The sequence below is a fragment of the Collinsella sp. AF36-3AT genome (assembly GCF_003475205.1).
Classification (GTDB): Bacteria; Actinomycetota; Coriobacteriia; order Coriobacteriales; family Coriobacteriaceae; genus Collinsella; species Collinsella aerofaciens_AF.
Genome location: NZ_QROZ01000001.1, coordinates 182,264 through 208,126, shown reverse-complemented (window position 1 = coordinate 208,126; position 25,863 = coordinate 182,264). Strand labels below are relative to the sequence as shown.

At 61.7% G+C, this 25,863-nt stretch carries 20 protein-coding genes; 14 read left to right on the top strand and 6 right to left on the bottom strand.

Features of this window, described 5'->3' with window-relative positions; translation table 11 throughout:
* Positions 1-81 precede the first annotated feature (81 nt).
* The 4 genes from DW003_RS00835 to DW003_RS00820 all read right to left on the bottom strand — a co-directional run bounded on the left by DW003_RS00835 (position 82) and on the right by DW003_RS00820 (position 3,727).
* On the bottom strand, positions 82-555 hold the full coding sequence (locus DW003_RS00835; protein WP_089572264.1) for a hypothetical protein: 474 nt from the start codon (positions 553-555) through the stop codon (positions 82-84).
* Positions 556-701: 146 nt separating this feature from the next.
* Positions 702-974, bottom strand: a complete 273-nt coding sequence (locus DW003_RS00830; RefSeq protein WP_117629570.1) for a metal-sensing transcriptional repressor — start codon at positions 972-974, stop codon at positions 702-704.
* Positions 975-1,015: 41 nt separating this feature from the next.
* On the bottom strand, positions 1,016-1,237 hold the full coding sequence (locus DW003_RS00825) for a heavy-metal-associated domain-containing protein (protein ID WP_055285700.1): 222 nt from the start codon (positions 1,235-1,237) through the stop codon (positions 1,016-1,018).
* A gap of 147 nt (positions 1,238-1,384) precedes the next feature.
* Positions 1,385-3,727 carry a cation-translocating P-type ATPase gene (locus DW003_RS00820; protein WP_118387048.1) on the bottom strand — a complete coding sequence of 781 codons (2,343 nt, stop codon included), beginning with the start codon at positions 3,725-3,727 and terminating at the stop codon, positions 1,385-1,387.
* Between the two features lie 560 nt (positions 3,728-4,287).
* On the opposite strand from DW003_RS00820, the gene DW003_RS00815 reads away from it, so the two are divergent.
* From DW003_RS00815 to DW003_RS00760, 12 genes are all read left to right on the top strand, one after another.
* On the top strand, positions 4,288-6,555 hold the full coding sequence (locus DW003_RS00815; protein ID WP_118387046.1) for a DEAD/DEAH box helicase: 2,268 nt from the start codon (positions 4,288-4,290) through the stop codon (positions 6,553-6,555).
* Between the two features lie 686 nt (positions 6,556-7,241).
* A complete protein-coding gene (locus DW003_RS00810) occupies positions 7,242-7,943 on the top strand; it encodes a 4Fe-4S dicluster domain-containing protein (RefSeq protein ID WP_233545420.1) in 702 nt (233 codons plus the stop codon).
* A 276-nt stretch (positions 7,944-8,219) separates the two neighbouring features.
* Complete coding sequence (locus DW003_RS00805; protein WP_158549283.1) at positions 8,220-8,732, top strand: PTS glucose transporter subunit IIA; 513 nt, start codon at positions 8,220-8,222, stop codon at positions 8,730-8,732.
* 18 nt (positions 8,733-8,750) lie between these two features.
* Positions 8,751-9,605, top strand: coding sequence for a PRD domain-containing protein (locus tag DW003_RS00800; protein WP_118387334.1), 855 nt, complete (start codon positions 8,751-8,753; stop codon positions 9,603-9,605).
* 99 nt (positions 9,606-9,704) lie between these two features.
* Positions 9,705-11,321 carry a PTS transporter subunit EIIC gene (locus DW003_RS00795; RefSeq protein ID WP_118387042.1) on the top strand — a complete coding sequence of 539 codons (1,617 nt, stop codon included), beginning with the start codon at positions 9,705-9,707 and terminating at the stop codon, positions 11,319-11,321.
* 3 nt (positions 11,322-11,324) lie between these two features.
* Positions 11,325-12,707 (top strand): 6-phospho-alpha-glucosidase, encoded by a 1,383-nt coding sequence (locus DW003_RS00790; protein WP_117655571.1) that lies wholly within the window; start codon positions 11,325-11,327, stop codon positions 12,705-12,707.
* Between the two features lie 256 nt (positions 12,708-12,963).
* Positions 12,964-14,796, top strand: a complete 1,833-nt coding sequence (locus DW003_RS00785; protein ID WP_118387040.1) for an NAD(P)-binding protein — start codon at positions 12,964-12,966, stop codon at positions 14,794-14,796.
* Positions 14,797-14,846: 50 nt separating this feature from the next.
* Entirely contained in the window at positions 14,847-16,601 is a 1,755-nt protein-coding gene (locus DW003_RS00780; RefSeq protein WP_118387332.1) for a [FeFe] hydrogenase, group A, read from the top strand.
* 2 nt (positions 16,602-16,603) lie between these two features.
* Positions 16,604-17,659, top strand: a complete 1,056-nt coding sequence (locus DW003_RS00775) for an ABC transporter substrate-binding protein (RefSeq protein ID WP_117778483.1) — start codon at positions 16,604-16,606, stop codon at positions 17,657-17,659.
* Positions 17,660-17,662: 3 nt separating this feature from the next.
* A complete protein-coding gene (locus DW003_RS00770; protein ID WP_118387038.1) occupies positions 17,663-19,039 on the top strand; it encodes an ATP-binding cassette domain-containing protein in 1,377 nt (458 codons plus the stop codon).
* A gap of 215 nt (positions 19,040-19,254) precedes the next feature.
* The gene (locus DW003_RS00765; RefSeq protein ID WP_117778481.1) at positions 19,255-19,476 is read left to right on the top strand and encodes a hypothetical protein; all 222 of its coding nucleotides are present in this window, start codon (positions 19,255-19,257) and stop codon (positions 19,474-19,476) included.
* Between the two features lie 23 nt (positions 19,477-19,499).
* The gene (locus DW003_RS00760; RefSeq protein ID WP_158573166.1) at positions 19,500-20,438 is read left to right on the top strand and encodes a CPBP family intramembrane glutamic endopeptidase; all 939 of its coding nucleotides are present in this window, start codon (positions 19,500-19,502) and stop codon (positions 20,436-20,438) included.
* Here the strand turns inward: DW003_RS00760 and DW003_RS00755 are convergent.
* Complete coding sequence (locus DW003_RS00755; RefSeq protein WP_233545415.1) at positions 20,435-22,573, bottom strand: YgiQ family radical SAM protein; 2,139 nt, start codon at positions 22,571-22,573, stop codon at positions 20,435-20,437. The two genes, DW003_RS00760 and DW003_RS00755, sit on opposite strands and share 4 nt — an antisense overlap.
* A gap of 253 nt (positions 22,574-22,826) precedes the next feature.
* Between DW003_RS00755 and DW003_RS00750 the strand changes: the two genes are divergently transcribed.
* Entirely contained in the window at positions 22,827-23,546 is a 720-nt protein-coding gene (locus DW003_RS00750; protein ID WP_117757907.1) for a YoaK family protein, read from the top strand.
* A gap of 79 nt (positions 23,547-23,625) precedes the next feature.
* Here the strand turns inward: DW003_RS00750 and DW003_RS00745 are convergent, their stop codons facing one another.
* Entirely contained in the window at positions 23,626-24,162 is a 537-nt protein-coding gene (locus DW003_RS00745; RefSeq protein ID WP_117778478.1) for a hypothetical protein, read from the bottom strand.
* Positions 24,163-24,577: 415 nt separating this feature from the next.
* Here DW003_RS00745 and fucO point away from each other — a divergent pair, with 415 nt between their 5' ends.
* A complete protein-coding gene (gene fucO / locus DW003_RS00740) occupies positions 24,578-25,744 on the top strand; it encodes a lactaldehyde reductase (RefSeq protein WP_022094861.1) in 1,167 nt (388 codons plus the stop codon).
* Positions 25,745-25,863 lie beyond the last annotated feature (119 nt).

The following is a 25,863-nucleotide window of genomic DNA, read 5'->3' as shown; positions in this document are numbered from 1 at the left end:
GGGACGGCCCCTATGCCGCGTTCAAAAAAGCCGAGGTCTCAACACGAGGCCTCGGCTTTTATTTTTCCTATGGTGTAGCTGCTAGGAGCGCGTTTCCATCTTGGCGTGGCACTTGGGGCAGGTGACGCGGATCTTGCCCTTACCCTTGGGGACGGACAGCATCTGACCGCAGTTAGGGCACTTAAGGTAGGCCGTGGTCTTGCGGCCCTTCCACATCTTCTTGGCCGTTCGCTTGGCGCGCTCAAAGTCTTCCTTGCTGGTGCCGGCCGCGCGCGAGGCGTTGGCAGCCGCGGCGCCGCCACCCAAGCTGGCGACGAACTTACCTAGGCCGGGGACGTTTGCGGTCGCCGTGACAAAGGCATCGTTCTCCTTGCGGCGCGCGTCGATGTTTTTGGACAGACCGCGCAGCACGCCGAGCGCGATCACGGCGATGGCGATCCAGCTGAGCCACTGGATACGGGCCATCGACCCGATCATCGCGATGATAATGCCTGCGAAGCCCAACACGACGGTGAGCTCATCGGCGCCGTTGCGACCCTTCATAAAGTCATTCATGCGAATTGCCTTTCGTTCGATATACTGCACGCCTTTATACCCGATTTAGAGCAAGGGGGACAGGTTAATCTGCACCAGTGTGGTGCAAGCATACCTGTCCCCAGAACACCAAGACGGTGCAAAGAAGATTGTTCCCAATGCCCCAATTACTTGGAGAGCTTGTCGACGACGCGTTCAATCTCGGCAAGCTTGGCGGCCTTGAGCTCCTCGTCGCCCGATTCGATTGCCGAAGTCACGCAGCCTTCGATATGCGCCTTGAGCACGTCGGCGTTGATGCGCGCGAGGAGCGCCTGTGTGGCCATGAGCTGCGTAGAAATATCGACGCAGTAGCGGTCCTCATCGACCATCCGCAGGATGCCGTCGATCTGACCGCGTGCCGTCTTGAGCATGCGGGTCACCGATTTATGGTCTGCCATCATGGCGGGTTCTCGTTTCTGGTCGGGGGGGTACGTGCGGGTCGTTACGCGGCGGTTACGGACAGGGCGTGGAACTTCTCGCCCGCGGCCTCGACGGCGGCGGCGAGCTGCTCGGCAGTCACAGTGTCGGCGCACTCTACCTGGACGGTCTGGGTCTCATGGTCGGCGTCGGCGTCGGTCACGCCGACCACGTTGAGCAACGCCGTCTCGACGGTGGCGTCGCAGTGGCCGCACATAAGGCCGGAAGTCTTAATCGTGTAACGCATGGGTATTCCTCTCTGTTGTGTCGGCTTTCCCAGGCACCCGACCTTGACCTTCAAGCCGTCGCTCGCGTACCAAAGTACGCGTCGCTCCTCTTTCAGGTCAATCTCGGGCACCTGGAAAACCCGTTCTAAATGGACGTCATAGTGATCCTATTTTGCCACTTTGGGCTTAAAGGTTCGCAGGCGCAGCGCATTGCTTACGACGCACACGCTCGACAGGCTCATGGCCGCGGCGCCAAACATCGGCGAGAGCTGCCATCCGGTGAGCGGGAAGAATACGCCCGCCGCCAGCGGAATGCCGATGCCGTTGTAGAACAGCGCCCAGAACAAATCCTGCTTGATGTTGCGAATCGTGGCGCGCGAAAGCTCGATGGCGCGGGCGACGTCCATGAGGTCGCTGCGCATGAGCACCACATCTGCCCCCTCCTTGGCGATGTCGGCGCCGGCGCCGATCGCAAGGCCCACGTCGGCGCGCGCTAGGGCGGGGGAGTCGTTGATGCCGTCGCCCACCATGGCGACCTTGCCGCCCGCATCCTGCAGTTCGCGCACGTGGCGCTCCTTGTCGGCGGGGAGGACGTCGGCGATGACCTGTTCGCTGGTGAGTCCCACGCGGCGGGCGATAGCCTCGGCCGTCACGCGGTTGTCGCCGGTGAGCATGCGCACGTCGACGCCGAGCTTGCGGAGCGCGGCGATGGCCCCGGCGCTCGTCTCCTTGACCTCGTCAGCCACGGCGATGGTGCCGACAAGCTCGCCGTTCTTGGCAAAGAACAGCGGTGTTTTGCCCTCGGCGGCAAATTGCTCGGTAAGACCCGCGGGCACGGTAACGCCCAACTCGTTCATCAGGCGTACGTTGCCGGCGGCGATGACATTCTGCCCCTCGCGCGCCGTTACGCCACGACCGGGCACGGCGGCAAAGTCCTCGACCATGCGCGCGACAATTCCGCGTGCCTCGCACTCGGCCATAATCGCCTCGGCCAGCGGGTGCTCGCTCGAGCGCTCCAACGCGGCGGCCAGCTTGAGCAGCGGCTTTTCGCTCATGGCGGGCGAGCCGTCAGCGCGCGTGGCTACTACGATATCGGTCACGGCAGGCTTGCCGCGGGTGACCGTGCCCGTCTTGTCGAGCACTACGGTGCCCACACTGCGCAGATTCTCCAGCGCCTCGGCACTCTTGAACAGAATGCCCATCTCGGCGCCCTTGCCGGTACCCACCATAATGGCGACGGGCGTGGCCAGACCCAGTGCGCACGGGCAGCTGATCACCAGCACGGCCACGGCGGAGGTGAGCGCCTCGTTCATGCTGCCGGTCAGTGCCATCCACACTACAAAGGTCACGACCGAGATTACAAACACCACGGGCACGAACACGCCGGCGACCTTGTCGGCCATGCGGGCGATGGGCGCCTTGGTGGCGTTGGCGTCCTCGACGAGCTGGATGATCTTGGCGAGCGATGTCTCGGCACCCACCCGCGTGGCGCGGAAGGTAAACGAACCGGTGCGGTTGACGGTGGCGGCGTTGACGGTGTCGCCGGCGGTCTTTTCCACGGGGATGGACTCGCCGGTGAGCGCACTCTCGTCCACGGCCGAGCTGCCTTCGAGCACCACGCCATCGACGGGGATGGACTCTCCGGGGCGCACGCGCAGGACCTGGCCGGGAAGGATGCTGTCGACGTCCACAGCGGTCTCGGTGCCGTCGTCGGCCACGATGGTCGCGGTCTTGGGCGCTAGGTCGATGAGCGCCTCGATGGCGCCGCCGGTCTTGGATTTGCTGCGCGTCTCGAGGTATTTGCCCACGGTGACGAGCGACAGGATGGTGCCGGCACTCTCAAAATACAGGTTGTCCATGCTCGTCATCATGGCCTCGTGCACCTGACCTGTAGCCAGCTGTTCGGCCATGATGAACATGGCGTAGAGCGACCAGGCGATTGACGCGGTGGCGCCGACGGCGATGAGAGCGTCCATGGTGGGCGCGCCGTGCGCGAGCGATTTAAACCCGTTGATAAAGTACGCGTCGTTGACGTAGACGATGGGGATGAGCAGGACAAGCTCGGTGAGGGCGAGCGTCATGCTGTGGATGTGGTCCGTGAAGATGCCGGGCAGCGGCCAGCCGAGCATGTGTCCCATGCCTATGTAGAACAGCGGAATGAGAAAGATGATTGAGATGATGAGACGGGTGCGCATGGCGGAGGCGGTGGCCTCCAACTTTTTGGTCGGCGACTCCATATGGGCGGCGCCGGACCTGACTTGCGCGTTGCCACTTGAGCCGGCGGCACCGGTGCCCGCGTCGACGGGCGAGGCCGAGTAACCCGCGCGATCGACAGCGGTGCAGATGTCGTCGGGGGAGATCTGCGCGGGGTCATAGTCCACCAGCATGGAGCCGGCGAGCAGGTTGACCGCGACGCTTTGGACGCCGTCGAGTTTGCTGACGGCGCGGTCCACGTGTGCCTGGCAAGCGGCGCACGTCATGCCGCCCACGTTAAACTTATCTTGAGCCATGGCTTCTCCTTTCTGTAGTTCGGTGTTTGAATTGTTAACCTGCCGATACTATACACCCATACCCCCTGGGGGTGTCCAGTGGGGATGAAAATGTATGACATTTCGCTACAGATGCGGGTGGCTGCTCAATCGTTGGCAGCTCATGTCAAACATCTCGATCTGTAACATCTAGCGGGGAAAATGACCTCTAACTGTTACAGATCGAGATTATGTTTTGCGATGTTTGAGTTCGTCTCAATCTGTAACGTGTAGACCCGGTTTTGTCTCGTAACTGTTACAGATTGAGACAATCGGCCCAGGCCCGCCTCGTCCGCTCCGTCATCTGTGGTTTACGTGGGGGCATGCGAAGCACGGGTATACTAACCCGCGGCGAATCTGCTCCATCGCTTAGGGCCGCTGCGTCTGGACGGCGCGTGATAGGGCTGCCAAAGCGATCGCCAGCGTGCTGAGCAACGTCCTCTCTGTGCGCACCCGTTTTTGTATGTATTAGCGCACTACCAAGCACGCCCGCGCGGCCGCATGCCGTGCCCATTGCGCGTGCAGATAAGGAACAACAACATATGCGTAATTCTGTATCCGACGTCACCGACGCCGAGATCCTGGACGAGACCCGCGAGGCCATGACCCAGGCTGCCTTCGATGCCGCCGATGAGGCCAATGCTGCCCAGGCCGTCGAGTCCGCTACCGAGAGCCTGCCCGCCTTTGACGAGCTGGGCCTTTCCGACGAGATGCTTCGTGCTATCGAGAACCTGGGCTACACGGCGCCGACGCCCGTGCAGGCCGGCTCAATCCCCGTGGTGCTCGAGGGCCGCGACCTGCTTGCTGCCGCTCAGACTGGCACCGGCAAGACGGCCGCTTTTTTGCTGCCGACCATGAACAATCTGGAGCACATCGCTCCTTCCAAACCCGTGCGCGAGCGCGGCGGCCGCAACCGCCGTCGCGGTGCTAAAAAGCCCGAGGGCAACGGCCGTGGCCCCGTGATGCTCGTCATCACCCCCACGCGCGAGCTCGCCCAGCAGATCGACGAGGTCGCGAGCAAGATCGCCGACGTCACGGGCCACGTTGCCGTGACCGTCGTGGGCGGCGTGAGCTACAAGCCGCAGACCGCGGCGCTCAAGTACGGCTGCGACATTCTGGTCGCCACGCCGGGCCGTCTGGTCGATCTGATCGAGCAGGGCGCTTGCCACCTGGACGAGGTCAAGGTGCTGGTACTCGACGAGGCCGACCGCATGCTCGACATGGGCTTTTTGCCCGCCGTCCGCCGCATTGTGCGCGAGACGCCGGCCGAGCGCCAGACGCTGCTGTTCTCGGCCACGCTCGACGAGGAAGCCGTGGGCGAGATCACCGACCTGGTGAGCGATCCGGCCCGCGTGGAGATCGCGCCCGCCACGTCGACCGCCGACACCGTCGACCAGTTTGTGTTCCCGGTGTCCATTGAGGCCAAGAACAACCTGCTGCCCGAGTTCCTCAAAATGGAGGGCCCGGAGCGCACCATCGTCTTTATGCGCACCAAGCACCGCGCCGACAGCTGCTGCCGTCGTCTGGAGCGCAAGGGCATCAAGGCCGCCGCGATCCACGGCAACCGCAGCCAGGCCCAGCGCGAGCGCGCGCTTTCGGCCTTCCGCGACGGCACCGTTGACGTGCTGGTGGCGACCGACGTGCTCGCCCGCGGCATCGACATTAGCGATGTACGCTACGTCGTGAACTTTGACGTGCCGGCCGAGCCGACCGACTACATCCACCGCATCGGCCGCACGGGCCGCGCCGGCGAGCTGGGCTGGGCCATCACGTTTGTGACCGAGCAGGACGTCGATGAGTTCTACGAGATCGAGAAGCTCATGGACAAAACCGCCGACATCTACGAGGCCGGCGACCTACATGTGGGCCCCAACCCGCCCGCTGTTGACCCCGAGCGCGATCCTGCGGCCTTTAAGGTGAAGAAGAAGACCAAGCGCGGCAAGTCCAAGAGCAAGAAGAAGCTCGAGCAGGCACGTCGCGACGGCAAGCGCAACGGCGACGATTACGGCGATGTTGCCGGTCGTTCCAGCCGCGGTCGCGACGAGCGCCGCGGCGACGGCGAGCGTCCGAGCCGTCCCAAGCGCGGCGGCAAGACCCGCGTGCGCGAGGGCGTTCAGGCTCGCGTGGACGAGGCTGTGGAGAGCGTGGCTCGCGAGGTGGCTGCCGAGGAGCGCGGGGGTGCTGCTGTCGAGCAGACCCCGCGCGGCAACCGTGCCGAGCGCCGTGCCAAGCAGTTCCAGGGCGAAGCGCACCGCCGTCGTCGTGAAGACGAGGACCGTGGCGGTCGTCGTCGTGTTGAGCGCGAAGACGAGGGCCGCGGTTCGCGCGGTGGCAAGCGCGGTTCGGGTGACCGTCGTCGCTCCGGTCGCGATGGCGAGCGCGGCGGGCGCGATGAGCGCCGTGGCGGCGAAGGCCGTGGCTCGCGTGACGAGCGTGGTACCCGCGGCGGCGAGTCCCGCGGCGGCAAGCGCTTTGACGAGCGCGGAGGCCGCGAGGGTGGCCGCGGTGGCGAGCGTCGCGAGGGCGCTCGTGGCAACGGTGGTCGCAGCGGCGCCGGTCGTTCGAATGAGTCGCGTGATCGTCGCGATCCGCGTGCCAGCCGCGATCGTCGCGATGACTGGCGCAACTACGATGACACCCGCGAGGAGCGCCGTGGCGGCTATCGCGGCGGGCGTGGCGGCAACCAGGCCGGCTCCCGCGGCGGTCGTGCCGGCGGTCGCGATAACCGTGGCAGCTACGGCAACAGCCGTGGCGGCAAGCGCGGTGGCAGCTCCCGTCGCCCCGGCGACGGCGGCGGCAAGCGCAAATAACATACGCATCGCCCGCTAGAGCGAGGTGAACCAAGGGCCCCGAGCAACTACGTTCGGGGCCCTTTTGTTTGCCGTATCCGATCGCTAGTTCAAATGTGATTTCCTCGGGAATGCATCTAGAGGATGCCGTGGGCTTGTTTCCTGCCATGCAGCAATGGGTCCTATGGGGTGCGCCGTGCATTTTTTGGAGTATTCTGCAGTTCGAGCTGTCTGCATATGATTCGACGTCGCCAACGGTGGCCTTCGGATATCCCTAGCGAGCGTTCCGAGTCAGATTTCGCCGTTTTCCGGAGCAGGGGGCGCGTCATTCTCGCCATGTCGGGACTTAGAATGATACGGCGCCCTACAGTTTTGCCCACCCGCGGCGGTGCTGGCGCGGTCACGTTGCAGAATACTCCGTTTTTTGCACGGGCCAGGATGGGGTTCCTCAGGAAAACGCGGCGGTATCCCGTAAATATATACAATCTGTACCGTAATTTATACAAAACGAAGAGGCAGACAGCGTAGGGTGGGTGCATTGGGGTGCCTGGCGCACCAAAACGGGGAGCTCCCCCCATGCGCCGTATACTCTGTCTGAATGTGAAAACGGCTTGACGCGTTGCCAGGCGTAGGGAGAGGGTGCCTCGATGAGCGTATTCGAAATTGTGTTTAGTCCGACGGGTGGAACGCGGAAGGTGTCTGGCCTTGTGGCCGGGGCGCTGGACAATAATACCGTTACCGTCGATCTGACCGATAGCGGGCTAGATCTCAGCGCTGTCTCGATGGCTGAGGACGACGTGGCCGTAATCTCTGTGCCGGCGTATGCCGGTAGAATCCCGGCTGTGGTGGCTGACCGGTTGGGCATGGTGCGCGGCAACGGGGCTCGGGCTGTTTTGGTTTGTGTATACGGAAACCGCGCGTTTGAGGACACGCTCGTAGAGCTGGAGGACGTTGCGAAGCGCGCCGGATTTAGGGTGGTTGCAGCTGTTTCTGCTATTGCTGAGCATTCCGTTGCTCGTCAGTTTGCTGCTGGGAGACCGGATGCGCAGGATGCGGCGCAGCTCGCAGAGTTTGCGCAGCAAATTCAGCAAAAGCTGTTGGCTGAGGATGCGTCCGAGCCCTCTATCCCCGGCAATCGTCCTTATAAACAAGCTGGAGGTCGCCGTATGGCACCCGAGGCAACAGAGGAATGCGTCTCCTGCGGTGCATGCGCCGCGGCGTGTCCCGTTTGTGCTATCGACAAGGGCGACCCCAAGCGAGCAGCTGACGAGGCGTGCATCTCCTGCATGCGCTGCATCGCCGTATGCCCGCGAGGCGCTCGCAAGCTTGATCCCAACAAGCTATCCGCTGTTTCCCAGATGCTGAGCAAGGCTTGCGTCGTGCGGAAGGAATGCGAGCTCTTCATCTAACGCATGCGAAATTGCTGCAAGGAATGTCCCTGGGTGCCGGCAGAAAAGGAACGTCCCTAAGTGCCGCCAAAATACCGTTTATCGAAGAAAAAATACCGCTCACCGGTCATAATGATTGTTCCGGCTTTGGGCTTGTCTACAATAACTCCTGTAAAAATGCGGAAGGTTACCGAGTCCCTCGGACGTGGGCCTAACCAAAGTCTTTGAACGGGTGTGTCTCTATGGATGCATTCGATTGATTTTGGTTGGGCTATATTTATGAAGGGACATGCCACCATGGGTTTCTTTTCTCGCCTGATGGGCGGTTCGGATGAGCAGAAGACTGCGACCTCCGAGTTCGAAATCCTCGCTCCCGTTTCTGGCGAGCTTGTTCATCTAGAAAATACCAATGACCCCGCTTTTAGCAGCCGTGCCGTGGGCGATGGCGTTGCCGTGGTTCCCCAAGAGGGAACAGTGTGCGCTCCTGTTTCCGGCACCGTCGCGGCGTTGTTTCCGACTGAGCACGCGCTGGGCATCATGTCCGACGACAGCTCTGCTCAGGTGATGCTGCATATCGGAATCGACACTGTTAAACTTGAGGGCAAGGGCTTCCATGCACTTGTTGCTCAGGGTGACCATGTCGACGCGGGCCAGCCCCTCGTCGAGGTCGATTTCGACGCGGTTCGCGCCGCTGGCTTCGACCCCACGGTCTTCGTTATCGTGTGCGAGCGCTCGGAGAACTCGACTCTTCGTGAGCATGCTTCCGGCCCTGTTGCTGTTAAAGAGCCTGTCGTCTGGCTTTCCGAGTAAATTCTTGTGGTGGGTACCGTGGTTATCAAGCGAGTTTTCAACAATAACGTCGCAATGGTCACTTCGGACGATGGCTCCGAGCTCATCGTCATCGGCCGAGGCCTCTGCTTTGGCCGCCATGCCGGCGACGCTATCGACGAGGCGTCGGTCGAAAAGACCTATGCGCTGCAGGAGGGAACTTCTCAGGATTCGCGTACGATTGACCGCTTGGCACATCTTTTGGAGTCCATCCCCACCGTCAACCTCGTGATTTCCGAGGATATCGTTCAGATGCTCCGTCGAGAGCTCAATGTTGATATCAACGACAAGATTCTCATTGCTCTCGCAGACCATATCAGCCTTGCTTTGGAGCGCGAGCGCAAAGGCGTTCCCTGCGAGAACCCGCTGCTGCTCGAGATCCAGCAGTTCTATCGCAAGGAGTACGCGCTTGCGGGCCGTGCGCTGCAGATTATCAAGGAGTATATGGGCATCCAGATGAGCGAAGAAGAGCAGGGTTTTATTACGCTGCATATCGTCAACGCCACCATGCCGCAGCGCTCTGACCGTCTGATTGTTTCGGTCCAGCTTGTTCGCGACGTGCTCGCGATTGTTTCCGAGCACTATGCCACGACCCTTGACGTCGCCTCGTTGCCGTACGAGCGTTTCGTTCGCCATCTGCAGTTTTTTGCGCAGCGAGCGCTCGATCCCGCGGCGGGGCAGGTCAATGGCGACGCGCTGTTCCGTATCGATGAAACGGCGTATCCGAGGGCGTTCTCGTGCGCGGAGTCAATTGCCGACCACTTGGCGTCTACCTATAACGTTGTCGTTACCGATGCCGAGAAGAGTTATCTCGCATATCACATTGTTAACCTGCTTGGAGAACCTGGTCTCTAGGCATAACGTGCCCACACATCGATTGATATAAGGCAAGGCTCACGGTCTTGTCTAGGGCACACCTATCTCAATTTGCGGAAAAGGAAGGGGAGTACCGCTATGACCGCAAAAAAGAAGTTCAATTTCAAAGCGCCGTTGGAGGTGTTCGCGAAGTCGATCGTTCAGCCGATGATGTATCTCTCGGTTGCCGGCATCCTGCTCATCGTGGGCATCATTCTGACCAACAAGACCATCTGCGCCGTGGTCCCCGTGCTGGGCTCCGGCCCGTTCCAGCTTGTGGGCGCCGTTGTCTATCAGTCGCTGATGTTTATCATCAACAACCTCTCGATTTTGTTCTGCGTGGGCATCGCCGGCGCCATGGCAAAGAAGAACAAGGGCCATGCTTCGCTGATCGCCCTGATGTCGTTCTTCCTGTTCCTGCAGGCCAATAACATCGTGCTCAACGCCACCGGTTCTCTTGCCGAGGCGAGCGGCATGCTCGGTCTTACCGGAACCGGCCAGAGCACCGTTATGGGCATCCAGGTGCTCGATACCGGCGTGTTTGGCGGCATCATCCTGGGCTGCATCACCGGTGCCGTGTTCAACAAGTACTCGAACAAACAGTTCCCCATTGCCCTTTCGATGTTCTCGGGCGTTCGCTTTCCGTTCCTGATCATGATCATCATCTCCTGGATCATGGGTGCTGGCTTCTGCATCGTTTGGCCTCCTGTCCAGGGTGCCATCTCCTCCGTTGCCGGAATCATTAAGGAGTCGGGCAACATCGGTCTGTTTATCTACGGCATGCTCAACAAGCTGCTCGTTCCCACCGGCCTGCACCACCTCATCTACACCCCGTTCCAGTTCTCCGATGTGGGCGGCACCCTTACGCTGGGCGATCAGGTTATCGCCGGCGCCTATCCCATCCGTGTTGCCGAGATGGCAATGACGGGCCAGCCCTTCTCCGATAGCACCTACTTCAACAGCTACACCTTCAACAACCTGTGGCCCTACATCGGTATCGGTCTCGCCTTTATCTTCACCGCCTACAAGCAGAACAAGGATAAGACCAAGGCCGTTATCATCCCGCTGATCATCACCGCCGTGCTCTCCTGCGTGACCGAGCCCATGGACTTCCTCTTTGTCTTTGCCGCTCCCGTGCTCTTTGTCGTTCACTCGATTCTTTCCGGCATCTTCCTGGTTCTGCTCAAGGTCCTCTCCGTGCCCGCTTCGACTGCAGGCGGCATCATCAACATCGTGGTTTCCAACCTGGTCCTCGGTGTCGACAAGACCAACTGGCCGGTTATGCTGGTGCTTGGAGTCGTCAACGCCGCTCTGTACTTCTTCCTCTTCACCTTCCTTATTAAGAAGCTCAACCTCCACACGCCTGGTCGCGAGGAAGAGTCCGAGCTTGCTGAGTCCGTTGCCGAGGGCGAGGCCGCCGCGTCTGTCGCGGTGAAGCAGGGCGCTGTTGCCGCGGCCCCCGCAGAGGGCGTCGATGCAGGTATTGCCGACCTGGTCGCAGGTCTTGGTGGCAAGGACAACATCGAGGAGCTCGAGAACTGCTTTACGCGTCTCCGCGTGAACGTTAAGAACCCGGACCTCATCGATGAGAACCTCATCAACCACGTGCCCAACAGCGGCATCAACCGCAACGGCAACAATATCCAGATCATCTTTGGCATGAAGGTCGCCGAGATGCGCGACAAAGTCGAGAACGCAATTGAGAAGGAGCAGTAAACAATGATCATTACTCTGTGTGGTGGCGGATCCACCTTTACCCCTGGCATCGTCAAGTCCATCGCCCTGCGCAAGGACGAGCTCGATGTTGACGAGATTCGTCTGTACGACATCAATGAGGAGCGCCAGCGCAAGATCGGCGTGCTCGTGGACTGGATTTTGCACGAGGACCTCGGCCTGGACATCAAGCTCACGGTGACCACCGACAAGAAGACGGCTTTTACCGACGCGAGCTTCGTGTTTGCCCAGATGCGCGTGGGCGGCTACGCCATGCGCGAGCAGGACGAGAAGATTCCGCTGCGCCACGGTTGCGTGGGTCAGGAGACCTGCGGCTGCGGCGGCCTTGCCTACGGCATGCGCACCATCTTCCCCATGGTCGAGCTGATCGATGACGTTGAGAAGTACGCCAAGAAGGACTACTGGATTCTCAACTACTCCAACCCTGCTGCCATCGTGTCCGAGGGCTGCCGCGTGCTGCGTCCCAACGCTCGCATCATCAACATCTGCGACATGCCGATCGCGATCATCGACGTGGTTTGCGCCGCACTCGATATCGACAAGAAGGATGTCGAGTACGATTACTTTGGCCTCAACCACTTTGGTTGGTTCACCTCGATCCGCCACAAGGGCGAGGAGGTGCTCCCGCAGCTGCGCGAGTACATCAAGGAGCATGAGATTCTGCTGCCCGACTCCTACCTCAAGGGCATGGGCTCGCTCATGGCAAAGAAGCCCGAGGAGGCCACTGACGAGCACCCCGAGCAGAACCGCCACACCAAGGGCAGCTGGTACTACGTCTGGAAGGGCGAGTACGAGATCATGGAGTGCTTCCCGGAGTACCTGCCCAACACGTATCTGAACTACTACCTGCAGCAGAAGGAGTTCGTCGAGCATTCCAACCCCGAGCGCACCCGTGCTAACGAGGTTGAGGAGACGCGTGAGAAGAACCTCTTCGACGGCATCGACCACTACGAGAAGACGGGCGAGATCGACGAGAGCACGTTCTATGCGGGCAGCCACGGCGATTGGATTGCCGATCTGGCTATCGCTCTGAAGAACGACACCAAGCAGCGCTTCCTGGTCATTTGCGAGAACAAGGGCGCTATCCCCAACATGCCCTACGACGCTATGGTCGAGCTGCCTGCCTACATTGGCAAGAATGGCCCCGAGGTCATCAGCCGCGACAACATTCCTCTGTTCCAGCAGGGCCTCATGATGCAGCAGCTGAACTCCGAGAAGCTCGTGGTCGAGGCTACGATCGAGGGTTCTTACGAGAAGGCGCTCAAGGCCTTTACGCTGAACAAGACCGTGCCTTCGATGAAGGTCGCCAAGGAGGTTCTCGACGACATGATCGAGGCCAACAAGGGTTACTGGCCCGAACTTAAGTAAAAGCAACAGGGTCGCTGGCCGCATACCTGGAGCAATGCCCCGTCCACGTGATTGCGTGGGCGGGGCATTGTCATTTGGTAACGCGTTTTACCAAATATGGCATTTATCTGCGATAAAGGTGTTTAGCACCGCTGAGGGCCGCGTTTTATACCGCCTGCCGAACTGTGTTGTTGCCAAACAACTTATTAGGCCAGTGTGTTGCATGTAGCATTTTCGCCCGGCCTCGCCTCCGGGCTGCCATGTGAGAGGGGATCTTATGGCACGACTGCATGTAATGGAGCGCAGCCACGCCCAGGCCGTTATGGACGACCTGCATGATGCGCTTGGACGTCGTCTGGCGGTGAGCTCGCTTGCCCCGTGCCCCGTCGAGTTTACGGCGGCGCTCGTCAACCTGTGCTCCACCCAGAGCTGCGGCAAGTGCACGCCCTGTCGTGTGGGTCTGAGCGCGCTGAGCGACCTGCTCGCCGACGTGCTTGAGGGCCGAGCCGATGAGTCCACGCTCAATCTGATCGAGCGTACGGCCCGCACCATCTACCTTTCGAGCGATTGCGCCATCGGCTACGAGGCTGGTGCCATGGCGCTCACCGCCATTCGCGGCTTCCGTGACGATTTTGAACACCACATTCGCGAGCACTCCTGCGGCTTTGACCGTGAGGCGCGCGTTCCGTGCGTATCGGGCTGCCCGGCGCACGTCGACATTCCCGGATACATCTCGCTGGTCGAGGCCGGCCGTTATGCCGACGCCGTCAAAGTCATCCGCAAAAACAACCCGCTGCCGCTCGTCTGCGGCCTGGTATGCGAGCACCCCTGCGAGATGCACTGCCGTCGCGGCATGGTCGACGACCCCATGAACATCCTCGCCCTCAAGCGTTTTGCCGTCGAGCATAGTGACCTCAACGACCACAAGCCGCATGTAGTGGACGACACCGGTAAGCGCGTCGCCGTGATCGGCGGCGGCCCGGCCGGCCTTTCCTGTGCCTACTACCTGGCCGTGATGGGTCATAAGGTGACCATCTTTGAGCAGCGCCACCACATGGGCGGCATGCTGCGCTACGGCATTCCCAGCTACCGTCTGCCGCGCGAGCGCCTGCAGGCCGAGATCGACTGGATCTTGAGCGCCGGCATCGACGTTGAGCTCGACCACTCTGTGCGCGGCGAGGAGCTCGCCCGTCTGCGTGACGAGTACGATGCCGTCTACCTGGCCATTGGCGCCCACAGCGATAAGAAGCTCGGCCTTCCGGGCGAGGAAGCGCTCGGCGTGGAGTCGGCCGTCAAGATGCTGCGCGCCATCGGCGACGACGAGCTGCCCGACCTGAGCGGCCAGCGCGTGTGCGTCATCGGCGGCGGCAACGTGGCCATGGACGTGGCGCGCTCCGCCGTGCGCTGCGGTGCCGAAAAGGTGAGCATCGTCTACCGCCGTCGCATCTGCGACATGACGGCCCAGGACGCCGAGATCGCCGGCGCCCAGGCCGAGGGCTGCGAGGTACTGGAGTTGACCGCCCCGCTCGCTATCGAGACGGGCGAGGAAGGTCGCGTGAGTGGCCTGCGCGTGCAGCCGCAGATTATCGGCGAGCCCCGTCGTGGGCGTCCGGCCCCGCGTGCCGCCGCCACGCCCGAGCGCGTCATTCCCTGCGAGCGCGTGTTTGTGGCCATTGGCCAGGACATCGATTCCAAGCCGTTTGAGGACATGGGCATCGCCTGCAAGTGGGGTCGCGTCGTCACCGATTCGGATGGCGCCGTGCCTAACTTCGATGGCCTCTTTAGCGGCGGTGACTGCCAGACCGGCCCCGCCACCGTCATCCGTGCCATCAACGCCGGCCGCGTTGCTTCGGCAAATATCGACCGCTATCTGGGCTTTGACCACAAGATCAAGCTCGACGTTGAACTGCCGACCGTGCAGTTTAAGGGCAAGCACGAGTGCGGCCGCTGCGAGCTGGGCGAGCGCGAAGCCGGCGAGCGCATCCACGATTGGAATCTGGTCGAGCAGGGCCTTACCGAGGAGGAGGCACGCCAGGAGGCAAGCCGCTGCCTGCGTTGCGATCACTTTGGCTTTGGCGCGTTCCGCGGAGGGAGGAACCTGGAATGGTAGAGCCCAACAAAACCACCGTCAGTGACAACACCGAAAACGGAGCGCACAATATGGCCAAGCTCACTATCGATAATTGCGAGGTCGTGGTGTCCGAGCGCACCACGATCCTGGATGCAGCCAAGTCCGTCGGCATCCAGATTCCCACCCTGTGCTACCTGCGCGATCTGAACGAGATCGGCGGCTGCCGCGTGTGCGTGGTCGAGGTTGAGGGCTGCGATCAGCTGGTTGCCGCCTGCAACAACTACGTGCTCGACGGCATGGTGGTCCACACCAACAGTCCCAAGGCCCGCGAGGCCCGTCGCACCAACGTGCAGCTGCTGCTGTCCCAGCACGATTCGCAGTGCACGAGCTGCGTGCGCAGCGGCAACTGCAACCTGCAGACCATCGCCAACGACCTGGGCATTTTCTATCTGCCGTATCAAAGGCATTTGGCGGGCGAGGGCTGGGATTTCGATTTTCCCATCATCCGCGAAAACGACAAGTGCATTAAATGCATGCGCTGCATCAAGGTGTGCGAGAGCGTGCAGGGCCTGGGGATTTGGGACCTGACCAACCGCGCCACGCATACCGCCGTGGGTACCCGCGGGCGCGCACCGATCGGCAAGACCGATTGCGTCGCGTGCGGCCAGTGCATCACGCATTGCCCGACGGGCGCCCTGCGCGAGCGCGACGATACCGAGACCGTGTTTGACGCGCTCGCCGATCCCGACAAGATCGTGCTGGTACAGATAGCGCCGGCCGTGCGCACCGCCTGGGGCGAGGAGCTCGGCATTCCGCGCGAGGAGGCAACCGTTGAGCGTCTGGCTTGCGCGCTGCGTCGCGTGGGCTTTGAGTATGTGTTCGATACCGATTTTTCGGCCGACCTCACCATTATGGAGGAGGGCTCCGAACTGCTCGAGCGCCTGAGTAAGGCCGCCAAGGGCAAGGGCGACAGCCGCGGCTGGCCCATGTTTACGAGCTGCTGCCCGGGCTGGGTGCGCTTTGTGAAGGCGCGCTATCCGGAGTTTGTCGACAACCTGTCCACGTCCAAGTCACCGCAGCAGATGTTCGGCGCCATCGCCAAGACCTACTACGCCAAGGTGCTGGGCGTGGAACCCGAGCGCCTGTTCGTGGTGTCCGTGATGCCGTGCACGGCCAAGAAGGCCGAGTGCGCGCTGCCGAGCATGGTGGGCGAGGACGGTGCGCCCGATGTGGACGTTGCGCTGACGGTGCGCGAGATGGTGCGCATGGTCCGCGCGAGCCACGTGAGCGTGGACACGCTGGTCGAGGAGCCGCTCGATACGCCGCTGGGCTTTGGCACAGGCGCGGGTGTGATCTTTGGCGCCACGGGTGGCGTGATGGAGGCCGCCGTGCGCTCGGCCTATTACCTGGTGACGGGCAAGAACCCCGACGCCGACTTCTTTACCGACGTGCGCGGCCTGGACGGCTGGAAGGAAGCCGTGGCCGATATCGATGGCACCAAGGTGCGCGTCGCCGTGGCGCACGGGCTGGGCAACGCCGCCCGCCTGCTCGACGCGATTCGCGATGGTCGTGTGAGCTATGACTTCGTTGAGGTTATGGCGTGTCCGGGCGGCTGCGTCGGTGGCGGTGGTCAGCCCATCCATGACGGCTGTGAGCTGGCGGCAGAGCGCGGCCAGGTGCTCTGGGGCCTCGATGCGGCGGCAGACATTCGCTTCTCGCACGAGAACCCCGATGTTCAGGCATGCTATCGCGAGTTTTTGGGCGCGCCGCTCTCGCCGCTGGCTGAGGAGCTGCTGCACGCTGACCACCACGCCTGGACGATGCCTAACGAAGGGATGTGCTAACGATGCGCGCGTTTGAATTTGAGCTTTCGCGCCGAGGGTTTGCCTCGGCGCTTGCCGCGGGCGTGCTGTCGCTTGCGTTGGCTGGCTGCAGCGGCGGGGCTGCGGGGGCGGGCTCCTCTGCGGGCTCTGCCGGGTCTGCGCCGAGCGGCGCTGCCGCCGAGTCGGTCGAGGTGCACGTCGCCTCGCTCAAGGGGCCGACGTCGATCGGTCTGGTGCAGTTTATGGACCAGGCGGCGCGTGGCGAGACGGATAACGAGTTCGACTTTGCGATCAGCGCCGCTGCCGACGAGATCGTGCCCAAGGTCATTCAGGGCGATGTCGATATTGCCCTGGTGCCCGCCAACGTGGCGAGCGTGCTCTACAACAAGACCGAGGGCGCGGTGCAGGTCATCGACATCAATACGCTCGGCGTGCTGAGCGTGGTGACGGGCGACGCGGGCGTGACCTCGTTTGCCGACCTGGCGGGTCGCACCGTCTATATGACGGGCAAGGGCACCACGCCGGAGTACGTCATGAACTATCTGCTGGAGCGCGCAGGTCTGACTGGCCAGGTGGCGCTTGAGTTTAAGAGCGAACCCGCCGAGGTGCTGTCGGCCCTGCTTGCCGACCCGTCCGCCGTGGGCGTGCTACCGGAGCCATTCAAGACCGCTGCCATCGCCAAGAGCGAGGGCAAGCTGTCGGCACCGGTGAGCCTGACCGATGTGTGGGACGAGCTCGCGGGTGACACGGGCTCCCGTTTGCTGACGGGCGTGACCGTGGTGCGCCGTGCCTTTGCCGAGGAGCATCCCGAGGCTGTGGCGGAGTTCTTAAGCTGCCATGCGGCGAGCGTTGAGGCCGTAAACGCGGCACCGGCGGACTGGGCTCAGGCGGTGGTCGATGCGGGTATCGTCGATAACGCCTCGATTGCCGAAAAGGCGATTCCCGGGTGCATGCTCGTGTGCCAGACGGGGAAAGATATGAAGGCGGCGCTCGGTGGGTACCTGCAGGTGCTGGCCGATGCGGACGCGAGTGCCGTGGGCGGTAAGCTCCCGGCTGACGATTTTTACTACATGGAGTAGCCCGTGCGTGCGTTTGCTCGACACATGACTGAGCGTGCGAAGGCGGTGGCGGCAGTGGGTGCCGTCGCCGCCTTTTGGCTTGCCGTGTGGATCTTTGCGGCGTCGCTGGTGGCGCAGCCGCTGATCTTGCCGGGGCCGGGTGCTGTTGCCTTGGCGCTTCTGCGCCTGGTGTGCGATGGCGGTACCTGGGCGATTTTGGCGGGCTCGGGCGCGCGGATACTGGGCGGGCTGGCGCTTGCCGCGGTGTATGTTGGTGTGCTTGCCGGGATTTCGTCACGTTCGCGGGCGTTTGCGCACCTGGTGGCTCCGGCGCTGTCGTTTGTAAAGGCGACACCGGTCGCCTGCGTGGTGGTCCTGTTGCTAATCTGGCTGGGGTCGGCGCGCGTGAGCATCGCGGCAGTCTTTTTGATGGCGCTGCCGGGCGTGTATTTTTCGCTGGCCGAGGGCTTGGCACAGGTGAATAAACCGCTGGAGCAGATGTTCCGTCTGCATGGCGTGCGCGGCTGGCGACTGTTTTGCGCCCATACCTGGCGCGAAGTCCTGCCGTTTGTGCTTTCGTGTGCGCGTGCCGTGATTGGCATGAGCTGGAAGGCCGGCGTGGCAGCCGAGCTCATCGGCATGGCGGTGGGCACCGTGGGTGAGCGCATCTATCAGGCGAAGCTTTTGATCGAGACGGCTGATCTGCTGGCGTGGACCGTGCTGGTCGTTGCCGCCTCGTGGGCGTGTGAGCGCGTGCTGGTGTGGCTGCTGCGGGTTTCGGGACCCGTGGCGTGGCGCGTGGCCGTGCGTGCGCATGGGCGCGGCGCTCGCGGGCGTGCGAGGGCTGCCGGGGGCGGCGCTGCGGCGGAGCTTGCGCTCGCCGTGGGCGAGCGGGCGCCCTGGGCTCCGGCGCTCGATGGACTGACACTCCGTGTGCCCGCCGGTGGGCGCGCCTGCGTGATGGGCGCCTCGGGTGTGGGCAAGTCGACGTTGCTTGCGCTGGCTGCGGGGGAGTGCGCGCCGTGCTCCATGGTGTTTCAGGACGTGCGCTTGGTTGAGGACGTTTCGGCTTTGGAAAACGTGCTGGTGTGCGCCGACGCGCGCGTGGACGCCTCGGGTGCCGCGGCCCTGCTGCGCCTGTTGGTGCCGGGGGTCGATTTGCATGCTCGCGTGGCCGAGCTCTCGGGTGGGCAACGTCGTCGCGTCGAGATCGCCCGAGCCCTGCTGTGCCCAGGCGACGCGGTGATTCTGGACGAGCCCTTTACCGGTCTAGATACCGCTGCGCGCGACGCATGCGCCGAGGTCGTGCTCGACTTGCTCGACGGTCGCATGCTGTTGCTTGCTACGCACGATGCCGTCGACGCTCAGGTCCTCAATATCTCGGACATCATCACGCTCTAAATACTAACTCAGCAACAAAATGATCCGTTTTCCTCCGTCCCCATGGGGTCGGGTGTGGTATTCTATCTGTGGGGTAATACTTAGAAATACCAAGTAATACCAACGCCGCAGAAACAAACTCCGGATGCGGGCCAATCGGGTTGCCTTCACAGCCCGTCGCCCAGCCGCGTGGCCCGCATCTATCCGCACCACCGTCGTTTCAAAAAGGAAGCGCCATGGCAGAACACATGACCCCGGTTGTCGCGAAGGTCTTGCCCGAGGAGAAGGCAGCCTTCGCGGCGGCAACCCAGCTCGTGGGCACCACGCCGTCCAACGCCATCCGCATGTTTATCGCCGCGTTCAATCGCTGCGGCACCTTCCCGTTCGACATCTCGCCCAACGGGGCCTTTGGCAAAGACTGTCCCCAACGGCTGGTCGTTGAAGAACGTCCCCAATGACTAGTCGTTGGGGACGTTCTTATATGACTACCCGTCGGGAGGAGGTTGGCATGCTCAATGCGCTGGTTTGGGCGCTTGCCTGTTTTGGCGTCGTCGCTGCCGATATCGCTCTGAGCGTGGTTTTGTTCTCCGCTCTGGGCGTCGCATCGGTTTTCATGGGCTTTTCGATTGACGACCTCGATATTCAATTGCTTCAGGCTGCCGCGCAGATGGCGTCGTTTTTGATGGCGCTGCTGTGGTGGCGTTATCTGTGGCCGCGCTCGTTTATGACGCGCTGGCAGGGCGAGCGCCCGCTTGGCGGGGGAGCAGGCAAAGCATGGAGGCGCATCGCCTGCGTTATCGTGATCGGCCTTGCCCTGCAGGTGGTCGTTGGCTACGTGACCGACGCCGTGCTGTCGCTGTTGCCCGAGGTCGCGGCCGACTACAGTGAACTTGTCGAGGAAACAGGCATGGGCGACACGAGCTACCTGGCCGTCCTGACCACGGTGCTCGGCGCTCCGTTTTGCGAGGAGTTGCTGGTGCGCGGCATCATTTTTGAGTTTTCGCTCCGAGCATTTAACCCGCAGTGCCGTCCGCTCTGGAAGCGCCGGCGTCGTGCGGGTGCGCAGGACGGCGCCATGGTGCCTTGGGCGGCCCCGAGCACGTGGGGTATCGCCGCGGCAATTGTGCTGCAGGCGGCGGTCTTTGGCTTTATGCATATGAACTGGGTGCAGGGCTGCTACGCCGGCGCCGCCGGTCTGGTCTTTGGCTGGGTGCTCGTGACCACCGGAAAGCTCCGCTACACGATTCTGCTGCACTTTGCCTTTAACGCCGGGTCGTACCTCATGGGCCTGCTGTGGTTTGTGAACACGCCGCTCGACGTGATAATCACGGTCGCGATCGCCGGCGTGATCCTGGTGGAGGCAATGCGCTCGCTGCGCCAAGCGTGTGGGATGGACGCAGCGAGTGCACCACTTCGCTAGTTGCGGCGACCGCCTCCGTTGGCACCCTGACGCCCCTGAGCTGCGCGGTTGCGGCCTGCGGTGTTCTGCGCGCGCGACATGCCGCCGTGACCCTTGCTGCCCTTAGGCCCCTTGCCAGCGCCGGCGTCACCGTGCGGCTTGCCGCCCTTCTTGCCGGTGCCATGCCCACCGCCAGCAGACGTCTCGCCCGGGCGCGGCGGTACGGGACGGATCAGGCAATGCTTGGTGTAGCCGATCAGGTCACGACGCCCGGCTTTTTCCAGCGCCTCGCGCACGAGCTTGTAGTTCTCGGGCTTGCGATACTGGATGAGCGCGCGCTGCATGGCCTTCTCGTGCGGGTCGCGCGCTACATAGATCGGCTCCATGGTGCGCGGGTCCACGCCGGTGTAGTACATGCAGGTCGACATGGTGGACGGGGTGGGGTAGAAGTCCTGCACCTGCTCGGGCATGTAGCCCATGTCGCGCACAGCCTCGGCAAGCTCCACCGCTTCCTTCATCGTCGAGCCGGGGTGGCTCGAGATCAGGTACGGAACCACGTACTGCTTGAGTCCGTATTCACGGTTCAAGCGCTCAAATTTGCGACAGAACGCGTCGTAGACGGCGCGGCTCGGCTTGCCCATCACGGAGAGCACCGCGTCGCTCACATGCTCGGGCGCCACGCGTAGCTGGCCCGAGACATGGTGCTCCAGCAGCTCGCGCAAAAACTCGTCCGAGGCATCAGCCATGGTGTAGTCAAAACGGATGCCGCTGCGGACGAAGACCTTCTTGACGCCCGGCAGCTGGCGCAGGTCGCGCAGCAGCTGCGTGTAGCCGCTCTCGTCGACCACCATGTTCTTACACACGCTCGGCCATAGGCAGCGCTTGTTCTTGCACACGCCATGTTTGAGCTGCTTGTCGCAGGCCGGGCGGCTAAAGTTGGCCGTCGGTCCGCCCACATCGTTGATGTAGCCCTTAAACTCGGGGTCGTGTGTGAGCAGCTCGGCCTCGCGCATGATCGAGTCGTGGCTGCGCATCTGCAGCACGCGGCCCTGGTGGAAGGTCAGCGCGCAAAACGAGCACTCACCAAAGCACCCGCGGTTGGAGCTGATTGAAAACTTGATCTCGGCAAAAGCCGGCACGCCGCCCGCTGCGTCGTAATCGGGATGCCAATCGCGTGCGTAGGGGAGTTCGGCCACCTCGTCCATCTCGTCGGTGGTAAGCGTCGCGGACGGCGGGTTCTGCACCACATAGACGCTGTTGGGGTAGGGTTCTACCAGGCGATGCCCGGTGATGGGGTCCATGTTCTGCTGCTGCACGTTAAAGCTGCGCGCGTAGTTGAGCTTATCGGCGGCAAGGTCGTCCCAGCTGGGCAGCAGGTCGTAGTCGTAGACCTCGTCGAGCGAGCTGGTGCGGTAGACGGTGCCGTTGATATAGGTGATCTGATCGATGGGCAGGCCCGCGTCGAGCGCATCGGCGATCTCGACGATCGCGTGCTCGCCCATGCCGTAGATGAGGATGTCGGCGCCCGAATCGAGCAGCACCGAGCGCTTGAGCTTATCCTGCCAGTAGTCGTAGTGGGCCAGGCGGCGCAGACTCGCCTCGATGCCGCCGATGATGATGGGGGCGTCCTTGAACGTCTGGCGGATGAGGTTGCCGTAGACCGTGACGGCACGATTGGGGCGGTGCCCCTCCTCGCCACCGGGGGTATAGGCGTCGGTGTGGCGGCGGTGCTTGGTCACCGAATAGTGGTTGACCATGGAGTCCATGTTGCCGGCACTGACGAGAAAGCCCAGGCGCGGCTCGCCGAGCACCGTGATGCTGGCGGGGTCGGTCCAGTCGGGCTGGCAGATGATGCCCACTTTGTAGCCGTGCGCGTCGAGTACGCGGCTGACGATGGCCATACCAAAGCTAGGGTGGTCCACGTAGGCGTCGCCGCAAATGTAGGCAAAGTCGCACTGGTCCCAGCCGCGCGCATCCATGTCGGCGCGGCTGACGGGGAGGAACTTGTCGCGGCCCGGACGCCAGGGGCGTGAGGGCGCTGCCTGGGCATGAGTGGCGTGGCCACCCTGGGCCTTGCCGCCACGCTTTTGCTGCTGGCCGCGCTGGGCATGCTTGCCGTGCTGGTTGTGCTGAGCGTCCTGGGGCTTTTTTGCCACGATTCCTCCCGTTGTTAGTATGCTGCACGTAATTGTAACCAGTCTTTTTGGGACGGGGCTAAAAAGACTGGTGGAGTACATGAGCTGGCGGATCGGCGCGTCGATGCGGGTGCCGTTTGTTTCCAGACTGTGTATCCCCGTGTCGAAGGAGCCGTCTCGCGCGCACGCCATGTTGTCAATGGGTTACAGTATGAACGGCGGCTATGTTTCCGCCAACGCACGAGAGGGTCGTCAACAAGGAGGATGCACGACGATGCAGCGTGCCAAACAGATATCGGAGTCCATCGAACTGGGCATTATCCTGGCGCTCGCCGGCGGCTTTATGGATGTGTATTCGTACATTGGGCGCGACCATGTTTTCGCAAACGCGCAGACGGGCAACATCCTGCTTGTGGGCGTGAGCATCTCGGAGGGCAATTGGGCACTTGCGGGGCGCTACTTCTTCCCTGTGGTGTCGTTTGCCGTGGGCATTATGCTTGCCGACCTGGTACACGAACGGTTTGGCAGCGTGATTCACTGGCGCCAAGTGACGGTGTTCTTTGAAGCCGTCATCTTGCTGGGCGTGAGCTTTATCCCGGGCGGCAATTTCAACCTGCTCGCCAACTGCCTCACCTCGTTTGCCTGCGGCATGCAGGTCGAGAGCTTCCGCAAGATCCACGGTCACGGCATCGCTACGACCATGTGCATCGGCAACTTGCGCAACGCACTGCAAAACGTGGACGATTACATCATCACCCACAAGCGCGGCTTTTTGGAAAACGGCCTGCTGTACTTTGGCGTGATCTTCACCTTTGTGTTTGGCGCCGTGCTGGGCAACTGGTGCATCGAGCGCATGGGGCTGCACGCCATTGCGGTGGCGAGCATGCTGCTGTTTATCGCGTTTGCCATCATGTTTATCGATCGCGAACGCGACTTGCACAGGAAATGGGCCCGCATCGTAGCTGACTGGCAGACCACGAGTCTTAAGCGCTAAGGTGCATGTTCGTAACAACATTCAGGAGCCAGAAAAACTATCTAGCTCCTGAATGTTGTTACGAACTGCTTTTTGCGATTTATTCGAGATGCTCTTCAATCCGAGCCCTAAGAAGGGCAATGGCTGTAGGTATTCCAATTGCGGCGGCTAATTCGGCTTTATCCAAAACCTGTATGCTAAAGCACGATTGTTTATCACATTGAAGGACGATAACTGAAGATAGCTTCACTTCCTGTTGGCTGAATATATCGTAATCTCCAAATAGGAAGTTACCTTTTATTGCGTAATTCGGTATGTTCGTTACGCACTTCATCTCAAGTCTGTTTAGACCATAATCGAACACCGCAACTTCCTTGTGTTCGATGATGAGCGCAACCCTGGGCATGTTGCTAAAGCCACCGTCGACGACAGTGAAGAGTTTTTCATTCGCATCGTCATAAACGGTATATTTAAGACTCGATAGCTGTCCTAGTGGACCCGTGAACCCATGTCTTTTGATGTTGAGGTTGTCTCCCGCTGGGTTGACGAGAGCCAGAGCATGCGGATAAGGGTTACCTTCAATTGAGATTCGATATTCGTTTGTAGCCGTCTTGCTCGATTTAGGACCAGTAGCCATCACGCGTCATCGCCTCGATCGAATTGGAACCGTCTTCTACTTCGTGCGGAGAATTGCGCTGTACGTTGCGGTACATGCAGCTGCAATAACCGCATGGGCAATTTCTAACAAAATGAATGACGCTATTTGCTGCATGCATTTTATTTACTATAAAGTATCCTTTTATAAACGTATTGTCAAACATATATTGCTAAAACAGAAACAATTTATAGACTGAGTTGGTCGTATTCTTTGGGCGATTGCTCCTATAATCTAGCCTTCGCTGCTGTCGGGAGGGAAGGACTGGGGCTCCGTTATTATGTTGAAACGCTTTAACACTTTTGACGTTCTCACGCGTTTTTTGTTTCAAAAGCGTTAGGATGGAACTTGCAGCGCGGGGCGTAATGGGTGCCCCGCACACGATGGGAGGCTATCAATGGCTAATCGTTTCGTTCTCAACACCATTTCTTATCATGGTTCCGGCGCCATCAAGGAGATCCCCGGCGAGCTCCAGCGTCGCGGCTACAAGAAGATCTTCGTCTGCTCCGACCCCGATCTGGTCAAGTTTGGCGTTACCGCTAAGGTGACCGACGAGCTCGACGCCGCCGGTATTGCTTGGAGCCTCTACTCCGAGATCAAGCCCAACCCCACTATCCAGAACGTCAAGGACGGCGTCGAGGCTTTCAAGGCCGCCGAGGCTGACGCTATCGTGACCATCGGTGGCGGCTCCTCCATGGATACCGCCAAGGCCATCGGCATCATCATCAACAACCCCGAGTTCGCCGATGTCCGCAGCCTCGAGGGTGTTGCTCCCACTAAGAACCACGCCGTGTTCACCATCGCTGTGCCGACGACCGCCGGTACCGCCGCCGAGGTGACCATCAACTACGTCATCACCGACCCCGAGAAGGTCCGCAAGTTCGTGTGCGTCGACACCAACGACGCCCCCGAGGTCGCCGTCGTCGACCCCGATATGATGGCTTCCATGCCCGCCGGCCTGACCGCCTCTACCGGCATGGACGCTCTGACCCACGCCATCGAGGGCTACACCACCAAGGGCGCTTGGGAGCTCTCCGACATGTTCCACTTTGAGGCTATTAAGCTGATCAGCGAGAACCTGCGTGACTCCGTCGCCGAGGCCAAGTCCGGCCAGCCCGGCTCCGGCCGCGAGGGCATGGCCCTTGGCCAGTATGTCGCCGGCATGGGCTTCTCCAACGTTGGCCTGGGCATCGACCATGCCATGGCTCACACCCTGTCCGCTCACTACGACACCCCGCACGGCGTCGCTTGCGCCATGCTGCTGCCGATTGCCATGGAGTTCAACAAGCCGGTTTGCGCTGAGCGCCTGGCCAAGGTTGCCGTTGCCATGGGTGTTGACACCACGGGCATGAGCACCGACGAGGCTGCCGACGCCGCTATCGCCGCCGTCAAGCAGCTCTCCGCCGACGTGAACATCCCGCATGTCTGCGAGGCCATGAAGGCCGACGAGATCGAGGTCCTGGCCAAGGACGCCATGGCTGACGCCTGCTTCCCGGGCAACCCGCGCGAGGCGACGCTCGACGACGTCATCGAGCTCTTCAAGAAGATCTGCCCGGCTGCCTAACCTGGTTCGGCGGGCCCCGCCCGTTAGCCCCAGAATCGTCCTCGGACATGTCGGAGGCCCCGCTGCGCACTACGTGCGGCGGGGCCTCCTTCTGTCCTGCGGAAAGATTCTGGGGCTAA

Coding starts and splice junctions, on each gene's coding strand:
- DW003_RS00835 (WP_089572264.1), bottom strand. CDS start 555: ATGAATGACTTTATGAAGGGTCGCAACGGCGCCGATGAGCTCACCGTC.
- DW003_RS00830 (WP_117629570.1), bottom strand. CDS start 974: ATGATGGCAGACCATAAATCGGTGACCCGCATGCTCAAGACGGCACGC.
- DW003_RS00825 (WP_055285700.1), bottom strand. CDS start 1,237: ATGCGTTACACGATTAAGACTTCCGGCCTTATGTGCGGCCACTGCGAC.
- DW003_RS00820 (WP_118387048.1), bottom strand. CDS start 3,727: ATGGCTCAAGATAAGTTTAACGTGGGCGGCATGACGTGCGCCGCTTGC.
- DW003_RS00815 (WP_118387046.1), top strand. CDS start 4,288: ATGCGTAATTCTGTATCCGACGTCACCGACGCCGAGATCCTGGACGAG.
- DW003_RS00805 (WP_158549283.1), top strand. CDS start 8,220: ATGGGTTTCTTTTCTCGCCTGATGGGCGGTTCGGATGAGCAGAAGACT.
- DW003_RS00795 (WP_118387042.1), top strand. CDS start 9,705: ATGACCGCAAAAAAGAAGTTCAATTTCAAAGCGCCGTTGGAGGTGTTC.
- DW003_RS00790 (WP_117655571.1), top strand. CDS start 11,325: ATGATCATTACTCTGTGTGGTGGCGGATCCACCTTTACCCCTGGCATC.
- DW003_RS00785 (WP_118387040.1), top strand. CDS start 12,964: ATGGCACGACTGCATGTAATGGAGCGCAGCCACGCCCAGGCCGTTATG.
- DW003_RS00780 (WP_118387332.1), top strand. CDS start 14,847: ATGGCCAAGCTCACTATCGATAATTGCGAGGTCGTGGTGTCCGAGCGC.
- DW003_RS00775 (WP_117778483.1), top strand. CDS start 16,604: ATGCGCGCGTTTGAATTTGAGCTTTCGCGCCGAGGGTTTGCCTCGGCG.
- DW003_RS00765 (WP_117778481.1), top strand. CDS start 19,255: ATGGCAGAACACATGACCCCGGTTGTCGCGAAGGTCTTGCCCGAGGAG.
- DW003_RS00760 (WP_158573166.1), top strand. CDS start 19,500: ATGACTACCCGTCGGGAGGAGGTTGGCATGCTCAATGCGCTGGTTTGG.
- DW003_RS00750 (WP_117757907.1), top strand. CDS start 22,827: ATGCAGCGTGCCAAACAGATATCGGAGTCCATCGAACTGGGCATTATC.
- DW003_RS00745 (WP_117778478.1), bottom strand. CDS start 24,162: ATGGCTACTGGTCCTAAATCGAGCAAGACGGCTACAAACGAATATCGA.
- fucO (WP_022094861.1), top strand. CDS start 24,578: ATGGCTAATCGTTTCGTTCTCAACACCATTTCTTATCATGGTTCCGGC.